Source organism: Prevotella sp. P5-126 (assembly GCF_002251185.1).
Lineage (GTDB): Bacteria > Bacteroidota > Bacteroidia > Bacteroidales > Bacteroidaceae > Prevotella.
On sequence record NZ_NPIZ01000029.1, the window covers coordinates 44,112 to 63,225 of the forward strand.

Here is a 19,114-nt window from a genome sequence, read left to right on the forward strand (position 1 = left end):
TGTAAAAAAATCTATTCTATGATATTTATCATAAATCGACTAATAGATTCTTGTAGGACTCTATCTCTAAAATCGTGTTTCTGAGTTGAAGGGCAATAAGGGATAAATATATTTTCCTACAGAAGAATAGGGGTTTCCCTATAGAAAAAAGGGAAATATGTTTTGTATTTCTCTCGATTTGCACTACCTTTGTTTCCAGAAACTAAACGATATATGATTATGAAACAAACATTGACTTACACCCTGATGGCCATCTGCACCATGTTTGTGATGACCAGTTGCGATTCGGATACCGATTTGGCATACGACCTCGATGGCGTATGGAGTGGAACACTCTCAAGCGAGTTTTATGACTATCGCTATGGTCAGCACATGACTGATACCTACGAAACAGAGATAACCTTTGTACAGGAAGGAGACTTCTCACGTGGTGGTACGGGGTATGAAATTGACTACAACCTCAACACAGGACGCAGTAGTCAGACTTATTTCGATTGGACGGTAAGAGGTGGCAAAATATATATTGACTACGATGATAATACAACCGTGGTAGTTCGCGACTATGATATCTACACTGTGGGTAGAACCCCACACTTCCGTGGATATTTCGACGATTACTATGATGGTTCAACACTCGCCGCTTTCAATCTGGTAAAGGTGACAAGAACAAGAGCTGCCGGAGACAGACAGTTTATCATGGTACCGAAAGATGAATTTAAATAATATCGTTATATAAGAGAAAAAGGAAAGAGGACCCAAACAGGCCCTCTTTTTTTCTCAGTCTTTATCCGACCTCAGTCTAATCAAAGAGGAATTTATATCCCCAATCCACCATTGAATGATACATCGACCGCCCTCGACTGTTGAATGCGTGAATGGGGTGGAATATCGTGTGTAACCCAGATGTTACCGCCTATCACACTATCGTGGCCAATAGTGATGCGTCCAAGTATCGAAGCATTGGAATATACTGTCACATGGTCTTCTATAATCGGGTGGCGTGGAACGTTAAGCACATTACCCTGCTCGTCGTATTTGAAACTCTTTGCACCAAGCGTAACACCCTGGTAGAGCGTGACATGATGGCCGATAATACAGGTTTCGCCAATCACAACACCAGTACCATGGTCAATAGCAAAATACTCTCCTATGGTAGCGCCGGGGTGTATGTCGATACCAGTCTTGGAGTGTGCTTGTTCGGTGATGATACGCGGTATGACGGGAATATTCTTCACGTGGAGGGCGTGGGCAATGCGATAGTGGGTCATGGCATTGACCACTGGATAACAGAAGATTACCTCACCGTAGGTTTCTGCGGCAGGATCGTTGTCGAACATGGCTTCCACATCGGTATAGAGCAGACGCTTCAGCTCTGGCAGTTCATCAATAAATTCTAAAGTCAGCGTCTCGGCTTTGTGTTGCACTTCCTCTTCACCCATCTGCTTGCAGAACTGTAGTCCACGGGCAATCTGTTCCTTCAACTCTTTGTATAGGTCTTCCATCTTTACACCGATATAATAGGAACGGATTTCCTCCTGTGGTTGTCGTTGGTAGAAATAGTCGCTGAAAATGATGCTTTTCACTAACGTCACAATGTTGCGCACACTCTCTACAGAGGGCAGGGGAGCGTTACCTTTCGGCATCATACTGTCTTCTTTCTCCGAATGTCGTGAGAGGATGCTGACATTCTTTAGCAGTATCTCATTAATGTTATCATTTGTCATTATTGTGCTGTATTTTGTTTTCAAAAGTGAATATTTCTTGCCGTTTTTATTTCATTTTATCTGCAAAGGTAAGCATTTCTCATCAAATATGTGCATAATACTCCTTTTATATTGCATTTTCTCTCAGCCTTAGTTGCTACAAAAATTGGTGTTTTTCTTATTTGATCGTTGCCTTTGACCTGCGGTCCAAGGTAGGCTGCACTTAACCTTTTGGTTTCCTTTCTCCTTGAAAGGCATAGTTCAAGCGAGCTTGACTCTGCACTTTCTTCGTTCGTCAGTTCGGAAATAAAAGAAAAACTTTGTTTCTCTTTGTATTTCTCTCGGTTTGCACTACCTTTGTAGCGATGAAGCGAGAAATACTAATTATTATGGTATGGTGCTTGACACTACTGACAACTTCTGCACAACCGGCAGGGGTGAGACTCGATACGCTTCAAGTGAAACATATCGATGGGCAAGGAGTGACACATACAGGAACAATTGTTTGTAATCATACAATAACAGATGACCTGCGTGAGATATTTGCAGAACTATACCGACAACGATATCCCATAGAACGCATTCGCCCTATCTCAGACTATGGTAACGACGATGAACAATCCATGCGGGCCAATAATACTTCGTGTTATTGCTATCGCAAAGTGGCAGGAAGTAAAACACTCTCTAAACATGCGCGAGGATTAGCTATCGACATCAATCCTCTCTACAATCCATGCGTGCGACGCCGCAAAGATGGAACGCTCTATATACAACCTTCTACTGCCCGCAGATATGCAGACCGTCGGGCTTCCTTTCCCTATAAGATAACAGAACGCGACCTATGCTATCGTCTGTTTCGTCAACATGGTTTTGTCTGGGGAGGACATTGGCGTACAGTAAAAGACTATCAACACTTCGAGAAATAGTCATGTTTTGCTATCTTAGGAGTTGCTTATCTTTCTATCATTTGCATAAGGTGATGCCGTAATCAACATTTTTTATGGAAATCACTATGAATATGATGTTTCTTTGTCTTATTCTTAATTACTAAAATATAGTACCATTGTTATCTGGTAAAAATGAGACGGAGAGTGCCTTCTATTTGCCAGAAAGTAATAACTTATTTTATTAAACGATATGATACAACGTCACGAGATTTTACAGTAACCTTACGGACAATTTTGTTTTTTAAATTTGTTTTGCCCTCCATCTTATGTGTCCAAAGGTTATAGACTTTATATATGTTCGTATTGAAAGCTGTGCTCATTTTACTCACTTGCGAATCAATAAAATTGAAATCTTGCCAATTTAGTTCACACACAATGTTATTCTGTGTGGGATTAAGAATGGTGAAAGCCCAATCGCCACCTGCCAAAGGCTTAAACCAGAATTGTAGTCCATCACGGTCGCAATAGTGCAGACCTTGAATGCCAAGTGTGTCTTGATTGATTGCTATCATCTCCTTGTTCATAATAATATTGCGAGTAGCCTCACTCATGTTGCGTAGGTCGTTTCCAAGTATCAGTGGACTGGCCATCATACACCACATGGTAAAGTGGGCACGATCCTCGTTTTCTGTCATACCATTGCCCACCTCCAGCATGTCGGGGTCGTTCCAGTATCCCTTGCCTGCATACTGACGCAATGAGTCGTTGAATTGGATGCACTGCATCACACCAAACTGGGTGTAGCCTGGGAATACACGCAAAGAATCGAAATGACACCATATATCGGGTGTGGTACGCCATGAATGGCCAATCTCACGAGCCCATTTCCAAGGTTGACTATTGCCCCATTCGCACATACTTAGGAAAATAGGACGACCAGCAGAACGGAGAGCGTCGCTAATGAGTTGATATGCTCCTTGGGGATTCACATTGGTGGTATTACACCAGTCGTATTTCAGATAGTCCACTCCCCAACGGGCATATTGGATAGCATCTTGATATTCGTGTCCGAGTGATCCTGGTCTGCCTGCACAGGTTGCAGAGCCTGCATCACTATAGATGCCAAGTTTAAGCCCTTTGCTGTGAACATAGTCGGCCACGGCCTTTATGCCGTTTGGAAACTTTATCGGGTCGGCCTGAATAAACCCGTCGACATCACGTTTCCCATGCCAACAATCATCGATATTGATATAGGTATAACCCGCATCGCGTAGCCCTGTTTCTACCATCACATCAGCGATGCCCTTGATGATGTCCTCAGAGATATTACCTTGAAACTTGTTCCATGTGCTCCATCCCATTTGAGGGGTGTCTGCCAAATGTTCCCACTTCTGTGCCTTGCAAGGCATTGTCATCATGGTAAGTATGCCAATGATGACGATAAATTTGTTTGATAATTTCATAATAATATAATATTTGTTTGTTTAAGTTTCTAAAAAAAACTGTTTTTGTTTCACTTTACTTGTGGGTAAGAATGTTACGGCTACAGCTCCTCCCTTTGGGATGTTTTTGAGTGATGTCGTTTTCACAACTCTGGGGTGTTTGCCTGTGACGCGTTCAATATCATCGGCCAGCATATTTGCGGTAATATTTACGACTTTATACTCTTTAGTATCGGTATATATCACAGCTTCGCTTAAAGGGAAATAATCTTGTATTCTGGCCTCTGAAACGGCTGGCATGCTCTTTTTGACAGGTAGATATGTTGTCACGTTTAGGTGGTTGCTGATGTGTGGTATTGCTTGATTAACTGGTGGCATGTGGGAAGTCCCAGGTGTTTGGGCATCCGATGGCATGACAACGATGATAATCAATAGTAATAAGACAAACAGTTTTAGTTTCATACGTGATGAAGATTATATATATTGACTACAAAGTTAAGAAAAAAAAACAAGAACTACAAGCAAATACCATTATCTATGCTAAAAAAATATATATGTGCCCAAAGCCGCAGTTGTTGTATATAAAACGCTGAGGGGTAGAAGCAATATGCTGACAAAATTGTTGATTGCTAATTAACGATGAGATTATTTGAAATTATTGCTGGCTACTAGAACTTTTGCAAACAACATATATTGGGGCAGATACTTCTCACGAGGTATCAGTCCTTTGGTTTATCTTTGTTTTTGTTAGAAATAATAATATCATGAGCGAAGATAGTCATTTTACTGGACAACAATAAAAAACATCATTTCATTTGCTGAATTCAAAATAAAATCCTACTTTTGTTGCTTGTCAAAATGTGGGTAAAGTAGAAATCATAATGAATAAGATGAAAAATATGGCAGTTGTTGTGTGCTTAGCTATGTGTCTTGGTACACGAGGACAAAATGAGATAAACGTAAAAAGCCTGGCAGAAGGGGACTTGCTCTTCTGTGTGGCAGAAAACGGTAATAACATTACCGATGTGACAACAGGACTTGATGGAAAACAAATAGATCATGTGGCGATTTTCCATAAAGACAAGGGGGCGGCATTTGCACTTGAGGCGATACACCAAGGGGTGTGCCTCACTCCAATAGATAGTTTTATGGCAAGGCGACAGACTGTGGTGGTGGCGCAACTCAAAGATACTACTGGTGTGGCACGCTCGGTGGAACGGGCTATGCAGTTTATCGGTACACCATACGACTTCAATTTTATGCCGTCAGATAGTGCGATGTATTGTAGCGAACTGGTGCAAAAATGCTATAGGACACCGCATGGTGAACTGGTGTTTAATCCCATCCCCATGTCGTTTCATGACAAGACGGGAAAAGTGACTGCCTATTGGAAGGAGTATTATGGTCGCCAGGGTTTGGAAGTTCCGGAAGGAAAGCCTGGAAGTAATCCGGGCAACTTGTCGAGAAGTGAAAAGATTGTTGTTCGGGGGAAACTGCGACAATAGCCAGTTGATATCAAATTGCTCCATAATCGAAAAGGTTTTAGTTTTTGTAAAAATTTCGCCCACTACTACCATCTATATCGATGTATAAACGGAGTTGCTGATGTTTATCATCACTTTTTCAAACCTTGATAACATTTTTATCAAATGTTGGATAATACTTTTGTCAAACGTTGGATAATACTTTTATCAAACGTTGGATAATACCTTTATCAAACGTTGGATAATACTTTTGTCAAACGTTGATAATACCTTTGTCAAACGTTGATAATACCTTTGTCAAACGTTAGAAAATACTCTTGCCAAAACGTTGTCTTAAAGAATATCAATCTGTTATATTCCTAAACGACATTCTTTCTTTATTTTTATGGATAGTTTATGAGCATCGCGGATACGCCTACGAAACTGCAGCTCAAGTGGTGACAAAGAGTGACAATAGCTTTCTCAAATGTTTATGCTGATGAGGCTACTCGGTGGGATGGTTGGTTGATAGGGTTGTATTTGTGATGAGGAAATGAAAATCCCAAGCGGCATGGACTTCAATAAGCAGAAGCCATGCGCTTGGGATGGGGGATAAAGGACGAACGGCTATCGGATGAACAGCAGTTCGCGGTATTTGGGTAGCGTCCATAGTCCGTCCTCAACAATCATTTCGAGATGGTCTATCTCGTAACGGATGGCATCCATATGAGGTTCTACAGTATCGTGATAGGCGATGGCACGCTGTTGGATGGACTCGATATGATTGGCTACACGACGGGCATCGGTTAGTTCTTCTACCAGTTGTTCAATCTTCTCGGTGCGCTCTGCAATCTCTTCAATAAGTTTCATATTGCGTGAGGAGAGTCTGTCTGCCTTTTCTGCACTAAAGACGTCTTTCATACCCTGCACGTTTTTAATGAGTTTGCTTTGGTAGTGGGTAGAGACAGGGATGATGTGGTTCATGGCGAGGTCGCCCAATACGCGTGCTTCAATCTGCAAAGTCTTGACATACATCTCCCATTTTACTTCGTTGCGAGCTTCAAGTTCTTTGCGGTTCATGACCTTGGTCTGTTCGAACATGCGGACGCTCGACTCGTCGAGGTAGCGCTCGAATATGATGGGACATGACTTTTCGACGTCGAGACCACGTTGACGTGCCTCTTCTACCCATTCGTCGGAATAGCCGTTGCCATCGAAGCGCACGGGTTTGCAGGTGCGTATATCTTCGCGCAGCACATCGAGAATAGCAGAAATTTTGTTTTCGCCCTTGTTGATGAGTGCATCGACACGCTCTTTGAAAGATACGAGGGCTTCTGCCATCGCTGCATTGAGTGCTATCATGGCCGAGGCGCAGTTGGCTGCGGAACCGGGAGCACGGAATTCAAAGCGATTGCCGGTGAAAGCAAAAGGCGATGTGCGGTTGCGGTCGGTATTGTCGATGATGAGGTCTGGAATCTGTGGAATATCTATTTCCATGCCCTGTTTGCCCTTTAGGTTGAAGAGCTCGTTTTTCTCACTCTTTTCGATATGGTCGAGGAGTTCGTTGAGTTGCTTGCCCAGGAATGACGAGATAATGGCAGGTGGTGCTTCGTTGCCACCCAAGCGGTGGGCATTTGTGGCACTCATAATAGATGCTTTCAACAGTCCGTTATGATGAAAAACAGCCATCAAGGTCTCAACGATGAATGTGACGAAGCGCAGATTCTCCTCAGGAGTCTTAGCTGGTGCGTGGAGTAGTATACCATTATTGGCAGACAAGCTCCAGTTGTTGTGCTTGCCCGATCCGTTGATGCCGTCAAAGGGCTTCTCGTGGAGCAACACTCGGAATCCGTGTTTGCGGGCCACCCTTTTCATGAGCGACATGAGCAGCATGTTGTGATCGACAGCCAGATTGCACTCTTCAAAGATGGGGGCTAATTCAAACTGGTTGGGGGCAACCTCGTTATGGCGGGTCTTTACAGGGATGGCCAGTTCGAGAGCTTGTATCTCAAGGTCTTTCATAAAAGCCTGTACGCGGTCGGGGATGGTTCCGAAATAGTGGTCATCCATCTGTTGGTTTTTCGCACTCTCATGTCCCATTAGGGTGCGACCTGTCATTAGTAGGTCAGGACGTGCAGAATAGAGTCCTTCGTCAACAAGGAAATACTCTTGTTCCCAACCCAGATTGACCTGCACTTTATTGACATCGTCATAGAAATACTGGCAGACATCTGTTGCAGCTTTGTCTACGGCATGGATAGATCGTAATAGCGGAGCCTTATAGTCGAGGGCTTCGCCAGTATAGGCAATGAAGATGGTGGGGATACAGAGTGTGTCGTCGATGATGAACACCGGACTTGTGGGGTCCCAGGCAGAATAGCCTCGTGCCTCGAATGTGTTTCTGATACCGCCATTGGGGAAAGAAGAGGCGTCTGGTTCCTGTTGTACCAACAGTTTTCCTGAGAATTTTTCTATCATTCCGCCTTTGCCATCGTGTTCTACGAAGGCATCGTGTTTCTCGGCAGTTCCTTCGGTGAGTGGCTGAAACCAGTGGGTATAGTGGGTTACCCCCATCTCTTTTGCCCATTGTTTCATGCCAGCCGCTACGGCATCGGCTATGGAACGGTCCAATCGGGCGCCGTTGTCCATCACGTCGATCATCTTGTTGTAGATGTCGGCAGGTAGGTATTTATACATCTTTTGTCGGCTGAATACGTATTTGCCGAAATACTCTGATGGTCTCTCGCTTGGTGCCTCCACATCGAGTGCATGCTTCTTGAAGGCTTCTTCTACCACTTGGAATCTTAGATTGTTTGCCATATTCTGTTTGGGTTGTTTGTTGTTTGCTTGTTGAAGAGAGTTGATTGTCAGTCGATGAACCGTTTGATGATATCATCGTAGTGGTCTATGCGTCGGTCGCGAAGGAAGGGCCACCAACGGCGTACCTGTTCGGAGCGTTGCAGGTTGACATCGATAATGGCTGTGGTTTCGCTGTCGCGTGGTGCTTCGTAGAGCAGTTCACCTTGCGGGCCGGCAACAAACGAGGTGCCCCAGAACTGTATTCCGTTGGTTTGTTTGCTGGGGTCTGGTTCGTGGCCGGTACGATTGACGGTCACTACGGGTAGTCCGTTGGCTACTGCGTGGCCACGTTGTACGGTTTGCCAAGCCATGCGTTGACGTTCTTGCTCATCGGGTGTGTCGCTACTCTCGTAACCGATGGCGGTAGGATAGATCAGCATATCTGCTCCCTGTAGTGCCATCAGGCGTGCTGCTTCAGGATACCATTGGTCCCAGCAAACCAGTACGCCAAGTCGGCCTACAGAGGTCTGGATGGGGTGGAACCCCAAATCGCCTGGTGTGAAATAGAATTTCTCGTAGTATGCTGGGTCATCGGGGATATGCATTTTGCGGTATTTTCCTGCTATAGAACCATCTTTCTCTAATACTACTGCCGTGTTGTGATAGAGTCCGGGTGCACGTCGTTCAAACAAAGAGGTGACGATGACCACTTGGAGTTCGCGTGCCAATGCTCCGAAGAAATCGGTAGAAGGGCCTGGGATGGTTTCTGCCAAGTCGAATAGATCGACATTCTCGGTCTGACAGAAGTATAGCGAATTGTGGAGTTCCTGCAGAACGATGAGTTCTGCACCCTGTTTGGCGAGCGAACGTATGCTCTCTGCCAGTCGTTGGCGGTTGTCTTGTATGTCCGCCGTATTGTGCTGTTGAATGATTCCTGTTTTCATCTTAGTAATACTGCATGGTGCAACAATGTAACGATCCGTGTTGCCGGATGACAGCGCGACAGTCGATACCAATGATTTCTCTATCTGGGAAGGCCTTGCCGATGGTGCTTATGGCTTCTTGGTCAAGGTCCTGTTGGTTGTAGGTGGGTACGAGGACGGCGCCATTTATCACCAGGTAGTTGGCATAGGTGGCAGGTAGTCGCTCGCCATCATCATAGATGGGACGTGGCATGGGTAATCGGAGCAATCGGTAGGGATGTCCGTCGATGGTGCGTAGCTGCTGGAGTTCTTGCTCCATGAGCAACAGGTCGGGATGTTCGTCGTCGGCCCCTATATATAATAAGGTGTCGTTAGGAGCTATGCGTACCAGTGTATCAATATGTCCATCGGTATCGTCACCTATGAGCGAACCATGGTTGATCCAGACGATGCGTTCTGCTCCGAGCCATTCTTTCAGTTGTTGTTCTATCTCTTGTTGTGTAAGAGGTTGGTTGCGATGTGGCGCCATCAGGCAACAGGTGGTAGTGAAGATAGTGCCTTTGCCATCGCTTTCAATACTACCGCCCTCAAGAACGAAATCGAGGTGTGACTCGTAAATGCCTTTCACCAGCTGTTGTTCGTAGAGTTGTCGGTTGATATCGTTGTCGAGTTCTGCGGCATATTTCTCGCCCCATCCGTTGAATTTAAAGTCGAGCAGATTCAGTTGGCCGTTTTCTTCTACGGTAATGAAACCATGGTCGCGTGCCCATGTGTCGTTGTGTGGTATGTCATCGACTACGATAACGGTTTCTCTGCTTTCTATTTCTCGCTTCATTTCCTCATATACTGAGGTGATTTCTGGCAGTATAGGAGCCCAGTCTGTATCTTTGTGAGGCCATGTCAGTTGTACCGCACTTTGCGGTTCCCATTCGGCCAACATTCGTCTCTTACTTTTTATCATGAGTGCAAAGGTAGTGCAAATCGGGAGAAGTACAAAAGAAAATCACGAATATATTTGGCTTTTTATTCACTATATTGTATCTTTGCCATCAAAAAAACAACCGATGTTAGAATTACACCATGTAAAGATTGACGGACTCTTGGCTGATTGCTCGCTGACAGTGGGCGATGGTGAGATGGTTGGTATATATGGTGAAGCAGGGACAGGAAAGACCACTTTGCTTCGGGCTGTGCTCGGGATGGTGTCTATCGACGGAGGGCATATCAGTATCGATGGTGAATTGCTAACTCCATTGTCGGCTCCTTTTTTTCGGCGCGCTACAGCTTATGTGCCGCAACAACTGTCGCTGGTAGAGGGCTATGATACAATAGCACAATGTGACGCAACGGTAAATTCGTTGAAAATCAATAGTCGAGAAACTTCAGTACAAGAATCTTCTCAAGGTGAAGAAGATGGTCGGACTTGGTCGCAACTTACTGCAGACGAGCAGTTTCTGTCGCTTGTGCATCGTGCCGTTGGCTTGCGAAAGACGCTCGTCGTTGTGGATGAACCTTCGTCACAAATATCAGAAGCAACACGACAGACAGCAGACAAAATGCTTTTGGAAGCAGCTCGCAACGGAGCATCGGTATTGGTTGTTAACCCCCTAATTGCTCAAAAGCAGATACAACTATGAATAGTATCATCTTTCAGTTGTTGGCCGGACTCATGCTGTTGGCCATTCCGTTGACCGTCTTTTATAAGAACGACCGCCGACTACTCTATCGTCTGCTCACTACAACAGGTTGTTGGGCTATTGCCATGTTGGTGCTGGTCGTGGTATTTAATTTTGTGTTTCAATCAGCCGTATGGTGGCTAGACGTTCTGTTGCTACTATTGTTGGAGGTTATAGTAACGATGGTTTGTTGCCGAAAAAAGTGGCTTGTTGTACCAATATTAATAGGAGTGGTTCCTGTTACGTTTATTGTGGGGCTTCTGGTGATGGTGATTATGGGTCAGAATCCCTTCGGTAATATTTGGTTTTGGGTGCCTGTAATGGCTCTGCTTCATGGCGAAGCCTTGAGAGCGAGTAGGAGTGGGTTGCTCACTTATGCTTTTAATCGCAAGGTACATGCCAGTATGTTTGAGTATTTGCAGGGAAATGGTGCAACGCAAACAGAAGCCTTGCGCCCATTTCTGGTGCGAGCTATGAGTAAAGCACTTAATCCGTTGCTGACCAAGATGCGCGATACTGGACTCGTGGCAGTTCCTGCAATACTTTGTGTCTTGATGCTCAGTGGGATGCCTCCAATACAGGCAGGTATTTTCGCTGTAGCAGCCACTATTGGAATGGTGTGTTGCTCGGTGTTGTCGATATTGCTTTCTGTTATGGTCTATGAGTGGCTTCGACGCTGAGTGAGGCAGATGGAATATTGATATAGCATAAATAAACGGTATGGAAAACTAAAAAAAAAGCATGGGTTATTGTAATTCCATGAATTTTTTGTAATTTTGCAGACCTAAACAAAGTATAGTAATTTCAATACAAGCAATACAATGGGAGGTTTTTTCGGTACGATCTCGACTAAGGATTGTGTAAACGATGTGTTTTACGGTACAGACTACAATTCGCACTTAGGAACCAAACGCGCAGGATTGGTGACTTTTGATGAGGAAAGCGGTTTTCATCGCTCTATCCACTCGTTGGAACGCCAATATTTCCGTTCGCGTTTCGAAGATGAACTTGACGACTTTAAGGGGCATCAGGGACTGGGTGTTATTAGTGATACAGATCCACAACCCATCATCATCAACTCCCATTTGGGACGTTATGCAGTGGTCACAGTGGCCAAAATCAATAATCTTAGAGAAATAGCTGATGAATTGTTGGCCAGCCGCATGCACCTTAGTGAAATGTCGGCGAATGTCATCAACCAGACAGAACTCGTGGCATTGCTTATCAATATGGGAGACTCGTTTGTGGATGGTATCAATAAGGTTTATCAGAAAATACAGGGCTCGTGCTCGATGTTGATTCTTACCGAAGATGGTATTATTGCCGCACGTGACTTCCTTGGACGTACCCCTATCGTTATAGGAAAACGTGATGATGCCTATGCAGTATCAAGCGAAACGACAAGTTTTCCCAATCTTGACTATCAAGTACTGCGCGATGTAGGTCCGGGAGAAATCGTAAAACTGCGTGCCGACGGTATCGAAGTGTTGCAAAAACCTATGAGCCGTTGTCAGATATGCTCGTTCCTGTGGGTGTATTACGGATTTCCTGCCAGCGACTATGAAGGAATCAATACTGAAGCAGTACGCGAGAAGAACGGACGCATTGTGGGTGAGAAGGATACTGAAGTGGAAGCCGACCTCGTTTGTGGTATTCCCGATTCGGGAGTAGGAATGGCCCTTGGTTACTCACACGGAAAGAAAGTACCATACAAGCGTGCTGTATTGAAATATACTCCAACATGGCCACGTTCGTTTACTCCTGGCAACCAGAAACGTCGTGACTTGGTGGCACGCATGAAACTCATTCCCAACCCTGCCATTTTGAAGGATCAACGTGTTGTTTTCTGTGATGACTCTATCGTACGTGGTACCCAGTTACGCGACAATGTGCGTACCTTCTTCGATAATGGTGCAAAGGAAGTACATGTACGTATCTCTTGCCCACCATTGGTGTATGGTTGTCCGTTTATCGGTTTTACCTCACAGAAGAGCCCTCTTGAACTCATTACCCGTCGCATCATCAAGGATTTTGAGGGCGATGAAAATGCAAAACTGGCAGAGTATGCAAAAACAGATTCACCAGAATACAAGCGCATGGTGCAGGAAATAGCCAAGCAACTGGGACTGACGAGTCTGAAATTTGCTCATGTGGAAGATCTTGTCGAATCTATCGGATTGCCCAAAGATCGGGTCTGCACCCATTGTTTTGATGGTAGTAGCTATTGTCATGAGCATGACAATGATCCAGAATAATCGTTAAAAAATGATAATGTTCATCGGAAGGACTATGTCTTTCCGATGAAAAACAGTAACTTTGCATATTGATAAAATATCATAGAAGCGTGAAAATACAGCAAGTGCTTGACGCCCTTGAACAGTTCGCGCCTCTGCCCTTACAGGAAAGTTGGGATAATGCTGGCCTGCAAGTTGGATTGACAGAGGCGGAGGTTTCAGGGGCATTATTGTGTCTTGACGTCAACGAAAAAATTGTTGATGAGGCAATAGAAAAAGGGTGTAACCTGATTATCAGTCATCATCCACTCTTGTTTCGTGGATTGAAACAGATTTGTGGTGCAGATTATGTGCAGCGTACGGTAATGAAAGCCATAGAGCGACATATCGTTATCGCATCGATGCATACTAATATGGATAATGCCAGAAATGGTGTCAACTGGAAAATTGCAGAACGATTAGGGCTTAAGGAAGTGAAATTTCTCCAAGCTAATGATGAGGCTGACAGCGCACAATCGGGTAGTGGAGTGATAGGCCTGTTGCCCGAAGCCATGGTTGCCGATGATTTCGTCTTGTTGGTGAAACGACAGTTTGACGTGGAATGTGCGCTCTGCAATGAGCTATTGGGACGTCCAATCCGCAAGGTAGCTCTATGCGGAGGAGCAGGTGACTTCTTGCTTGATGAGGCTGTGAACCAACAGGCAGATGCCTTTATCACAGGAGAAATGCACTATCATCAGTATTTCGGATATGAGCAGAGAATCCAGATATGTGTCATAGGACATTATCAGAGCGAACAGTTTACAAGTGAAATATTCCAAGATGTGATACAACGTCAATATCCTGATGTAAAGACATTTATAGCAGAAACAAATACAAATCCAATTATATATCTATAAGCAAATGGCAAAAAAAGATCCATCAGAAATGCCGGTAGAAGAACGTCTGAAGACGCTCTATCAGTTGCAGACTACGCTTTCGGCTATCGACGAGAAGCGTGCGTTGAGAGGTGAACTACCTTTGGAAGTACAGGACCTGGAAGATGAAATCGAAGGATTGACAACTCGTATCGAGAAAATCCAGGCAGATATCAATGAGTATGAGACTGCCATCGTACAGAAAAAAGGCGATATCGAAAACGCCAAAGTCAGCGTGGAACGTTACAAAAAGCAGTTGGACGAGGTTAAGAACAACCGCGAATATGACACTCTGACAAAAGAAATCGAATTTCAGGAACTTGAAATCGAACTCTGTAATAAGAAAATCAGAGAGGCTCAGAATCGTGTGACAGAGAAGAAAGAGGAGCTCGCTGTCAATAAGGAAAACATCGAAGACCGTCGTCAGGCCTTGGAAGTGAAGAAGAACGAACTCGACGAGATCATGGACGAAACTCGTGCAGAGGAAGAAAAACTGAAAATTAAGGTGAAAGACCTTGAGGCTAAGATTGAACCACGTCTCCTTTCTTCATTCAAGCGTATCCGTAAAAACGCTCGCAACGGTCTCGGTATTGTTTATGTGCAGCGTGATGCCTGCGGTGGTTGCTTCAACAAGATTCCACCTCAGCGTCAGCTCGACATCAAAATGCATAAGAAAATTATCGTATGTGAGTATTGTGGACGTATCCTCGTAGATTCGGAATTGGCTGGTGTTAAGACCGTTACTCCAAAAGCAGAGGAGAAGAAACCCCGCAAGCGTGCTATCCGCAAAACCACGAAGAAGGTTGCTGATGCCAACGATGAGGCTTAATACAAGTCCTAATTCGTTGATAAAATAAAAGGCGCAGAATAATCTGCGCCTTTTGTCTTATTTATGAATTGGGGAAAATAAACTGGTCTTATGAGCTAAATATGAAAATCCTATAAATCTTCATAGTTAGGAATGTCAGGCAGGATGCTGTAGCATCGATGCTCATAGTCCATGCGACAACAGAAGTGTTGCATGCCATTGCTAATCATTAGATAGTCAACATGTAGTAAAAGGTTGTAGGACGAAACTTGGTCGAACACCTTCTGACTTAACGCAACAGTAGGGGCTTTATACTCGATTATCATCATGGGTTGGGCCTGCTTATTGTATAGGATAGAGTCACAACGTAGGCGCTTGCTACCGCATTGTAGCGCAATCTCGTTGCCTAATAATCCTTTGGGGTAGCCTTTTTCTGTCACCAACCAATGTACAAAATGCTGGCGGACCCATTCTTCTGGGGTCAGCTTTACATAGCGACGACGAAGAAAGTCGAATATCTCCGGTTTTTCGCGAGTGCCACCCAACTGGATGGGAAATGAGGGAAGGTTTAATTGAAACATATTGCAAACTTACCGCTTTTTTTCTTGATATTGAAGAAATATCTGAGAAAATTAAATATCTATGAAGAAAAAAGATAGAAACACAAAATAAATGAGTAATTTTGCAGCAATTAAGCACCTAATGAACATTCGAAGGATCATTCTAATGGCCGGAATCGTTGTGCAGGCTCAATGTACTACGATGGCTCTTGCTGGAAACAGTAATGACAGACAGGTTGATTCTATTCACCACGCTATATTGTCGCTCGAAGGACAAGCGCTATTTGATGCCTATCGGCATGTGTATTATGTTCAAATCTATTCAGGTGATAATGAGCGGCAAACCATTGCTCAAATGCAGCGAGAGGCAGAATTGCAAGATAATATTCCAATGCGCTGTTTGGCAAAGGCGGCTCTTGTCAATTACTATGTATTCAAGGACGGATGTGCCGATTCATTGCGGCATGTGTTTCCTGAGACACACCACTTCCTGCGTCAACAGAAGAGCTGGAACTACTATTACTCGACATGGTCTCTGTGGGCTAATTTCCTTATTTTCGCCAATGAAGGCAGTAAAGCGCAGAATGAGGTGCGCAATATGTATGAAGATGCCAAGAAGAGAAATAATATATATGGCATAGGATTGGCGTAGTATGTACTGGCAAACCTATATCGTAATATGGGTGAAAACAAAGAGGCTATACGCAACTATAAGCAGTGCATACAGACCTTGAGTAATATCGAGTCTTATCATGCGGCTCATATCTGTATATATCCATTCTATTGTGGGGCATTGGCAGATGAAAAACTCTATGGTGATTTGAAGGATGCTACGGAACGTTGTCAACAAATACGCCATATATATAAGGAGAAATTGGGCGTCTCTGAAGAATGTTTGAGTAAATCACCCAACTATGTGTATTTCTGTTTGGTGCGCGCTATAGTGCTCAGAGAAGAACATCGGGTGTCAGAAGCATTGAAGATCTTGTAAGGAGCCGAGCGTATCACTCGTAATCGTTCGGATTATGTACGGCGTGATGTGCTTTACCGTATGGCAGAATTATATATCAATGAAGGTGATTATCAGAAAGCCCTTCATTATAATAGTATGGCTGATAGCTGCCGTTCACTATTACTTCATTATATGGGTGATCAGCTGCGCGTAGTGCGACAAAGGGCAGATATATATTTTCGAATGGGAAATTGTGAAAAGACTGCTGTAATCCTGCGAAGTGTGATGGATTCTGTTGATGAGAGAAATCTGATAGAAACTCGTAATCAACTTAATGAGCTTAATGCACACTATCAGATAGATAGGCTACGACAGGAACAACAACAGGACAAGGAACATACCATCTATGCTTTTTTTACTTTGGTTATTGTGTGCATGTTGTTGCTTGTTGCCGTTGTGGTTTTCTTTATGCACCGTATTCATAAGAAAAATGCCCAGTTGCTGGTAGCGCTCGACCGTTCGAAAGAAAGTACTCGTATGAAGGATTCTTTTGTCAAGCATATCAGTCATGAGTTGCGCACACCACTTCATATCATTACGGGATTTTCGCAGGTTATGGCAAATCCTGACTATTCACTCAGTACTGAGGCGCGAAAAGATGTGGTGAAACGAATCACCGATAACACCCAGTTGATAACAAGTCTGATTAATGAGCTCCTCGAGTTGTCTGACGAAGAGAGACGGCATAACTATGCTCCCGACGATGAGATCAATGTAAAAAGGGGTTGTGATGAGATGATTCGCCAATTGGAACAGGCAGATAAAGGACGTTTGCAGGTGCATTATAGAATTGATGTGGACGATGATTTTATGATTCATAACAATCTTGTAGGACTCAAGAAAATACTATGGCACTTGGGAAACAATAGTCTGAAATTCACAGAAAGCGGTAGTGTAGGGTGTCATACAAAACTTTCTACCGATAAGAAATGGGTGGAGTTTCATATGAGTGATACGGGTATAGGTATTCCTGAAGAACTGCGTGAACGTATCTTTGAGAAATTCTATAAGATTGATCCCTTTAAGAAAGGACTTGGACTTGGACTTTCTGTTGCGCGACATATTGCAGAACAAATGGGAGGAACGTTGGCTTTTGATCGTGAATACGAAGGCCCTGGAACGTGTTTCGTAATAAATAAGGTACGTTGTATTCTTTCCTAATAGGGGATCTCGCTCGCTTATTCGTACCTCTGCATCTGCGATGCTCAGGTACTCACGCTCGGAAAAACAAGATATAATTTGGTTTTTCGCTCGCTTATTCGTACCTTTGTAAGCAATATGGCACAAGAGAAAGTGACTTATGAGAATGTAATGCGCGACCTGAAAGCGCGTAAGTTTAAGCCTGTCTATTATCTGATGGGTGATGAAGCTTATTATATCGACAAGATTGCAGACTGGATTGCTGATAATGCACTCCTGCCTGAAGAGCGTGATTTCAACCAAACAGTATTGTTTGGATCAGATGTCAACGCTGCACAGATTGTAGATGCTGCCAAACGCTATCCTATGATGGCAGAACATCAGGTCATTATAGTTAAAGAGGCACAGAATGTAAAAGATACTGAGCCGTTAGAACGCTATTTTAAGTCACCCATGTCTTCCACAATTCTTGTGATGTGCCATAAAAACGGTACTGTGGATGGACGAAAACGCGAATATGTGAAAGCTATCCGTGATGCTGGTGTGCTTTTTGAGAGTCAAAAGCTCAAAGACCGAGATTTGCCAGCGTTCATCGAAAAGTATCTTAAAGAACGCAATGCATCCATTGATCCTAAATCAACTCAAATTATTGCCGACTATATTGGAGCAGATCTTCATAGATTGGTGGGGGAACTCAATAAGGTGCTTGTTTCGTTGCCTGAATCCAATCGAAGGGTAACACCTCAGGTGGTGGAAGACCAAATAGGGGTGAGCAAGGACTTCAATGTGTTTGAATTGAAGAATGCTATTATTAACCGCGATGTGTTTAAGGCAAACCAGATAATGAATTATTTTGACAGCAATCCAAAGAGTGGGGGGCTCTACTCTGTTCTCCCATTTCTCTTCAATTATTTCCAAAATCTCATGATTGCCTATTATTGTCCAGATCGAGGCAATAGAGATGCTATTGCACAATGGCTGGAAATGCGTAATGCGTGGGGGGCTAACGACTATATCACGGGTATGCGAAATTATACCGCAATGAAGGTTTTCCAGATAATTTCCAAGATTAGAGAGATTGACGCAAAAACCAAAGGTCTGGATAACCCTAATACGCCTCCGGAAGAGCTTGCAAAGGAGTTAATCTTCTATATTTTACACTAAAAAAGAGCCTTTTTGAGGCTCTTTTTTTCTATTTCACAGTTTTTTGAATACATAAAAAAATGGCCTGAAACGCTGATTCTGACTCATCTTTCTGACTTTTTTCCCCTCTGAGAATCGCGTATTTTTGAGCATTTCAGACCTCTGTTCACAATTCATCCAAAATAAAAAAAACTGCGTTTTTGGGAAGTTCAAAATTTGGCGTTAACGTTTATTTTTATTTTGCTTTGTAAATATCAAAATCAAAACATGATGCAATTTTGGTTCAAATTTACAATTTACAAACATAAATATCGAAATTTAACCATCAGTTTTGAGGTTTGAATTTCAATATTAAAACATAAAACTTGCAGTATCAAAATCAATATTGATATTTATACATGATTAAG

General features: G+C 43.6%; 19 protein-coding genes. 12 read left to right on the forward strand and 7 right to left on the reverse strand.

All coding sequences use genetic code 11. The features are described 5' to 3' along the window. Positions 1 to 219 precede the first annotated feature (219 nt). Positions 220 to 723, forward strand: coding sequence for a hypothetical protein (locus CIK90_RS02455; RefSeq protein WP_144007204.1), 504 nt, complete (start codon positions 220 to 222; stop codon positions 721 to 723). A 92-nt stretch (positions 724 to 815) separates the two neighbouring features. On the opposite strand, the gene epsC is transcribed toward CIK90_RS02455, so the two are convergent. After that, positions 816 to 1,724, reverse strand: a complete 909-nt coding sequence (gene epsC / locus CIK90_RS02460) for a serine O-acetyltransferase EpsC (protein WP_094464267.1) — start codon at positions 1,722 to 1,724, stop codon at positions 816 to 818. Positions 1,725 to 2,068: 344 nt separating this feature from the next. Between epsC and CIK90_RS02465 the strand changes: the two genes are divergently transcribed. Beyond that, positions 2,069 to 2,629, forward strand: coding sequence for a M15 family metallopeptidase (locus CIK90_RS02465; RefSeq protein WP_254046255.1), 561 nt, complete (start codon positions 2,069 to 2,071; stop codon positions 2,627 to 2,629). Between the two features lie 194 nt (positions 2,630 to 2,823). Here CIK90_RS02465 and CIK90_RS02470 read toward each other — a convergent pair whose 3' ends face one another. Beyond that, on the reverse strand, positions 2,824 to 4,053 hold the full coding sequence (locus CIK90_RS02470) for a glycoside hydrolase family 27 protein (protein ID WP_094464268.1): 1,230 nt from the start codon (positions 4,051 to 4,053) through the stop codon (positions 2,824 to 2,826). A 21-nt stretch (positions 4,054 to 4,074) separates the two neighbouring features. Continuing rightward, positions 4,075 to 4,494 (reverse strand): hypothetical protein, encoded by a 420-nt coding sequence (locus CIK90_RS02475; RefSeq protein WP_094464269.1) that lies wholly within the window; start codon positions 4,492 to 4,494, stop codon positions 4,075 to 4,077. A 419-nt stretch (positions 4,495 to 4,913) separates the two neighbouring features. Between CIK90_RS02475 and CIK90_RS02480 the strand changes: the two genes are divergently transcribed. Then, complete coding sequence (locus tag CIK90_RS02480; RefSeq protein ID WP_094391449.1) at positions 4,914 to 5,537, forward strand: YiiX/YebB-like N1pC/P60 family cysteine hydrolase; 624 nt, start codon at positions 4,914 to 4,916, stop codon at positions 5,535 to 5,537. 585 nt (positions 5,538 to 6,122) lie between these two features. Here CIK90_RS02480 and CIK90_RS02485 read toward each other — a convergent pair. Genes CIK90_RS02485 through CIK90_RS02495 form a run of 3 tightly spaced genes read right to left on the reverse strand, consistent with a single transcriptional unit; the run spans position 6,123 to position 10,157 of the window. Continuing rightward, entirely contained in the window at positions 6,123 to 8,315 is a 2,193-nt protein-coding gene (locus CIK90_RS02485; protein ID WP_094464270.1) for a glutamine synthetase III, read from the reverse strand. A 47-nt stretch (positions 8,316 to 8,362) separates the two neighbouring features. Continuing rightward, positions 8,363 to 9,238 (reverse strand): carbon-nitrogen hydrolase, encoded by an 876-nt coding sequence (locus CIK90_RS02490; RefSeq protein ID WP_173824990.1) that lies wholly within the window; start codon positions 9,236 to 9,238, stop codon positions 8,363 to 8,365. A 1-nt stretch (position 9,239) separates the two neighbouring features. Continuing rightward, positions 9,240 to 10,157, reverse strand: coding sequence for an agmatine deiminase family protein (locus tag CIK90_RS02495; protein ID WP_254046256.1), 918 nt, complete (start codon positions 10,155 to 10,157; stop codon positions 9,240 to 9,242). Between the two features lie 124 nt (positions 10,158 to 10,281). On the opposite strand from CIK90_RS02495, the gene CIK90_RS02500 reads away from it, so the two are divergent. The 5 genes from CIK90_RS02500 to CIK90_RS02520 all read left to right on the forward strand — a co-directional run bounded on the left by CIK90_RS02500 (position 10,282) and on the right by CIK90_RS02520 (position 14,873). Continuing rightward, complete coding sequence (locus tag CIK90_RS02500) at positions 10,282 to 10,854, forward strand: ATP-binding cassette domain-containing protein (protein ID WP_158215451.1); 573 nt, start codon at positions 10,282 to 10,284, stop codon at positions 10,852 to 10,854. Next, positions 10,851 to 11,573, forward strand: coding sequence for an ABC transporter permease (locus CIK90_RS02505; protein ID WP_094440081.1), 723 nt, complete (start codon positions 10,851 to 10,853; stop codon positions 11,571 to 11,573). The genes CIK90_RS02500 and CIK90_RS02505 overlap by 4 nt, the downstream gene beginning before the upstream one ends. A gap of 141 nt (positions 11,574 to 11,714) precedes the next feature. Beyond that, positions 11,715 to 13,148 (forward strand): amidophosphoribosyltransferase, encoded by a 1,434-nt coding sequence (locus CIK90_RS02510; RefSeq protein WP_094464272.1) that lies wholly within the window; start codon positions 11,715 to 11,717, stop codon positions 13,146 to 13,148. Positions 13,149 to 13,237: 89 nt separating this feature from the next. Further along, positions 13,238 to 14,026, forward strand: coding sequence for a Nif3-like dinuclear metal center hexameric protein (locus CIK90_RS02515; protein WP_094464273.1), 789 nt, complete (start codon positions 13,238 to 13,240; stop codon positions 14,024 to 14,026). Between the two features lie 4 nt (positions 14,027 to 14,030). Next, positions 14,031 to 14,873, forward strand: a complete 843-nt coding sequence (locus CIK90_RS02520; RefSeq protein ID WP_094389686.1) for a zinc ribbon domain-containing protein — start codon at positions 14,031 to 14,033, stop codon at positions 14,871 to 14,873. Between the two features lie 110 nt (positions 14,874 to 14,983). Here the strand turns inward: CIK90_RS02520 and CIK90_RS02525 are convergent, their stop codons facing one another. Next, positions 14,984 to 15,433 (reverse strand): type I restriction enzyme HsdR N-terminal domain-containing protein, encoded by a 450-nt coding sequence (locus CIK90_RS02525; protein ID WP_094389685.1) that lies wholly within the window; start codon positions 15,431 to 15,433, stop codon positions 14,984 to 14,986. Between the two features lie 145 nt (positions 15,434 to 15,578). On the opposite strand from CIK90_RS02525, the gene CIK90_RS02530 reads away from it, so the two are divergent. From CIK90_RS02530 to holA, 4 genes are all read left to right on the forward strand, one after another. After that, positions 15,579 to 16,064, forward strand: a complete 486-nt coding sequence (locus tag CIK90_RS02530) for a hypothetical protein (protein ID WP_158216017.1) — start codon at positions 15,579 to 15,581, stop codon at positions 16,062 to 16,064. Between the two features lie 27 nt (positions 16,065 to 16,091). Then, the gene (locus CIK90_RS02535) at positions 16,092 to 16,403 is read left to right on the forward strand and encodes a hypothetical protein (RefSeq protein ID WP_094389683.1); all 312 of its coding nucleotides are present in this window, start codon (positions 16,092 to 16,094) and stop codon (positions 16,401 to 16,403) included. 60 nt (positions 16,404 to 16,463) lie between these two features. After that, the gene (locus CIK90_RS02540; protein ID WP_094464275.1) at positions 16,464 to 17,585 is read left to right on the forward strand and encodes a sensor histidine kinase KdpD; all 1,122 of its coding nucleotides are present in this window, start codon (positions 16,464 to 16,466) and stop codon (positions 17,583 to 17,585) included. Positions 17,586 to 17,702: 117 nt separating this feature from the next. Then, positions 17,703 to 18,728 (forward strand): DNA polymerase III subunit delta, encoded by a 1,026-nt coding sequence (gene holA, locus CIK90_RS02545; RefSeq protein ID WP_094389681.1) that lies wholly within the window; start codon positions 17,703 to 17,705, stop codon positions 18,726 to 18,728. Positions 18,729 to 19,114 lie beyond the last annotated feature (386 nt).

Coding starts and splice junctions, on each gene's coding strand:
- CIK90_RS02455 (WP_144007204.1), top strand. CDS start 220: ATGAAACAAACATTGACTTACACCCTGATGGCCATCTGCACCATGTTT.
- epsC (WP_094464267.1), bottom strand. CDS start 1,724: ATGACAAATGATAACATTAATGAGATACTGCTAAAGAATGTCAGCATC.
- CIK90_RS02465 (WP_254046255.1), top strand. CDS start 2,069: ATGAAGCGAGAAATACTAATTATTATGGTATGGTGCTTGACACTACTG.
- CIK90_RS02470 (WP_094464268.1), bottom strand. CDS start 4,053: ATGAAATTATCAAACAAATTTATCGTCATCATTGGCATACTTACCATG.
- CIK90_RS02475 (WP_094464269.1), bottom strand. CDS start 4,494: ATGAAACTAAAACTGTTTGTCTTATTACTATTGATTATCATCGTTGTC.
- CIK90_RS02480 (WP_094391449.1), top strand. CDS start 4,914: ATGAATAAGATGAAAAATATGGCAGTTGTTGTGTGCTTAGCTATGTGT.
- CIK90_RS02485 (WP_094464270.1), bottom strand. CDS start 8,315: ATGGCAAACAATCTAAGATTCCAAGTGGTAGAAGAAGCCTTCAAGAAG.
- CIK90_RS02490 (WP_173824990.1), bottom strand. CDS start 9,238: ATGAAAACAGGAATCATTCAACAGCACAATACGGCGGACATACAAGAC.
- CIK90_RS02495 (WP_254046256.1), bottom strand. CDS start 10,157: ATGTTGGCCGAATGGGAACCGCAAAGTGCGGTACAACTGACATGGCCT.
- CIK90_RS02500 (WP_158215451.1), top strand. CDS start 10,282: ATGTTAGAATTACACCATGTAAAGATTGACGGACTCTTGGCTGATTGC.
- CIK90_RS02505 (WP_094440081.1), top strand. CDS start 10,851: ATGAATAGTATCATCTTTCAGTTGTTGGCCGGACTCATGCTGTTGGCC.
- CIK90_RS02510 (WP_094464272.1), top strand. CDS start 11,715: ATGGGAGGTTTTTTCGGTACGATCTCGACTAAGGATTGTGTAAACGAT.
- CIK90_RS02520 (WP_094389686.1), top strand. CDS start 14,031: ATGGCAAAAAAAGATCCATCAGAAATGCCGGTAGAAGAACGTCTGAAG.
- CIK90_RS02525 (WP_094389685.1), bottom strand. CDS start 15,433: ATGTTTCAATTAAACCTTCCCTCATTTCCCATCCAGTTGGGTGGCACT.
- CIK90_RS02530 (WP_158216017.1), top strand. CDS start 15,579: ATGGCCGGAATCGTTGTGCAGGCTCAATGTACTACGATGGCTCTTGCT.
- CIK90_RS02535 (WP_094389683.1), top strand. CDS start 16,092: ATGGGTGAAAACAAAGAGGCTATACGCAACTATAAGCAGTGCATACAG.
- CIK90_RS02540 (WP_094464275.1), top strand. CDS start 16,464: ATGGCAGAATTATATATCAATGAAGGTGATTATCAGAAAGCCCTTCAT.
- holA (WP_094389681.1), top strand. CDS start 17,703: ATGGCACAAGAGAAAGTGACTTATGAGAATGTAATGCGCGACCTGAAA.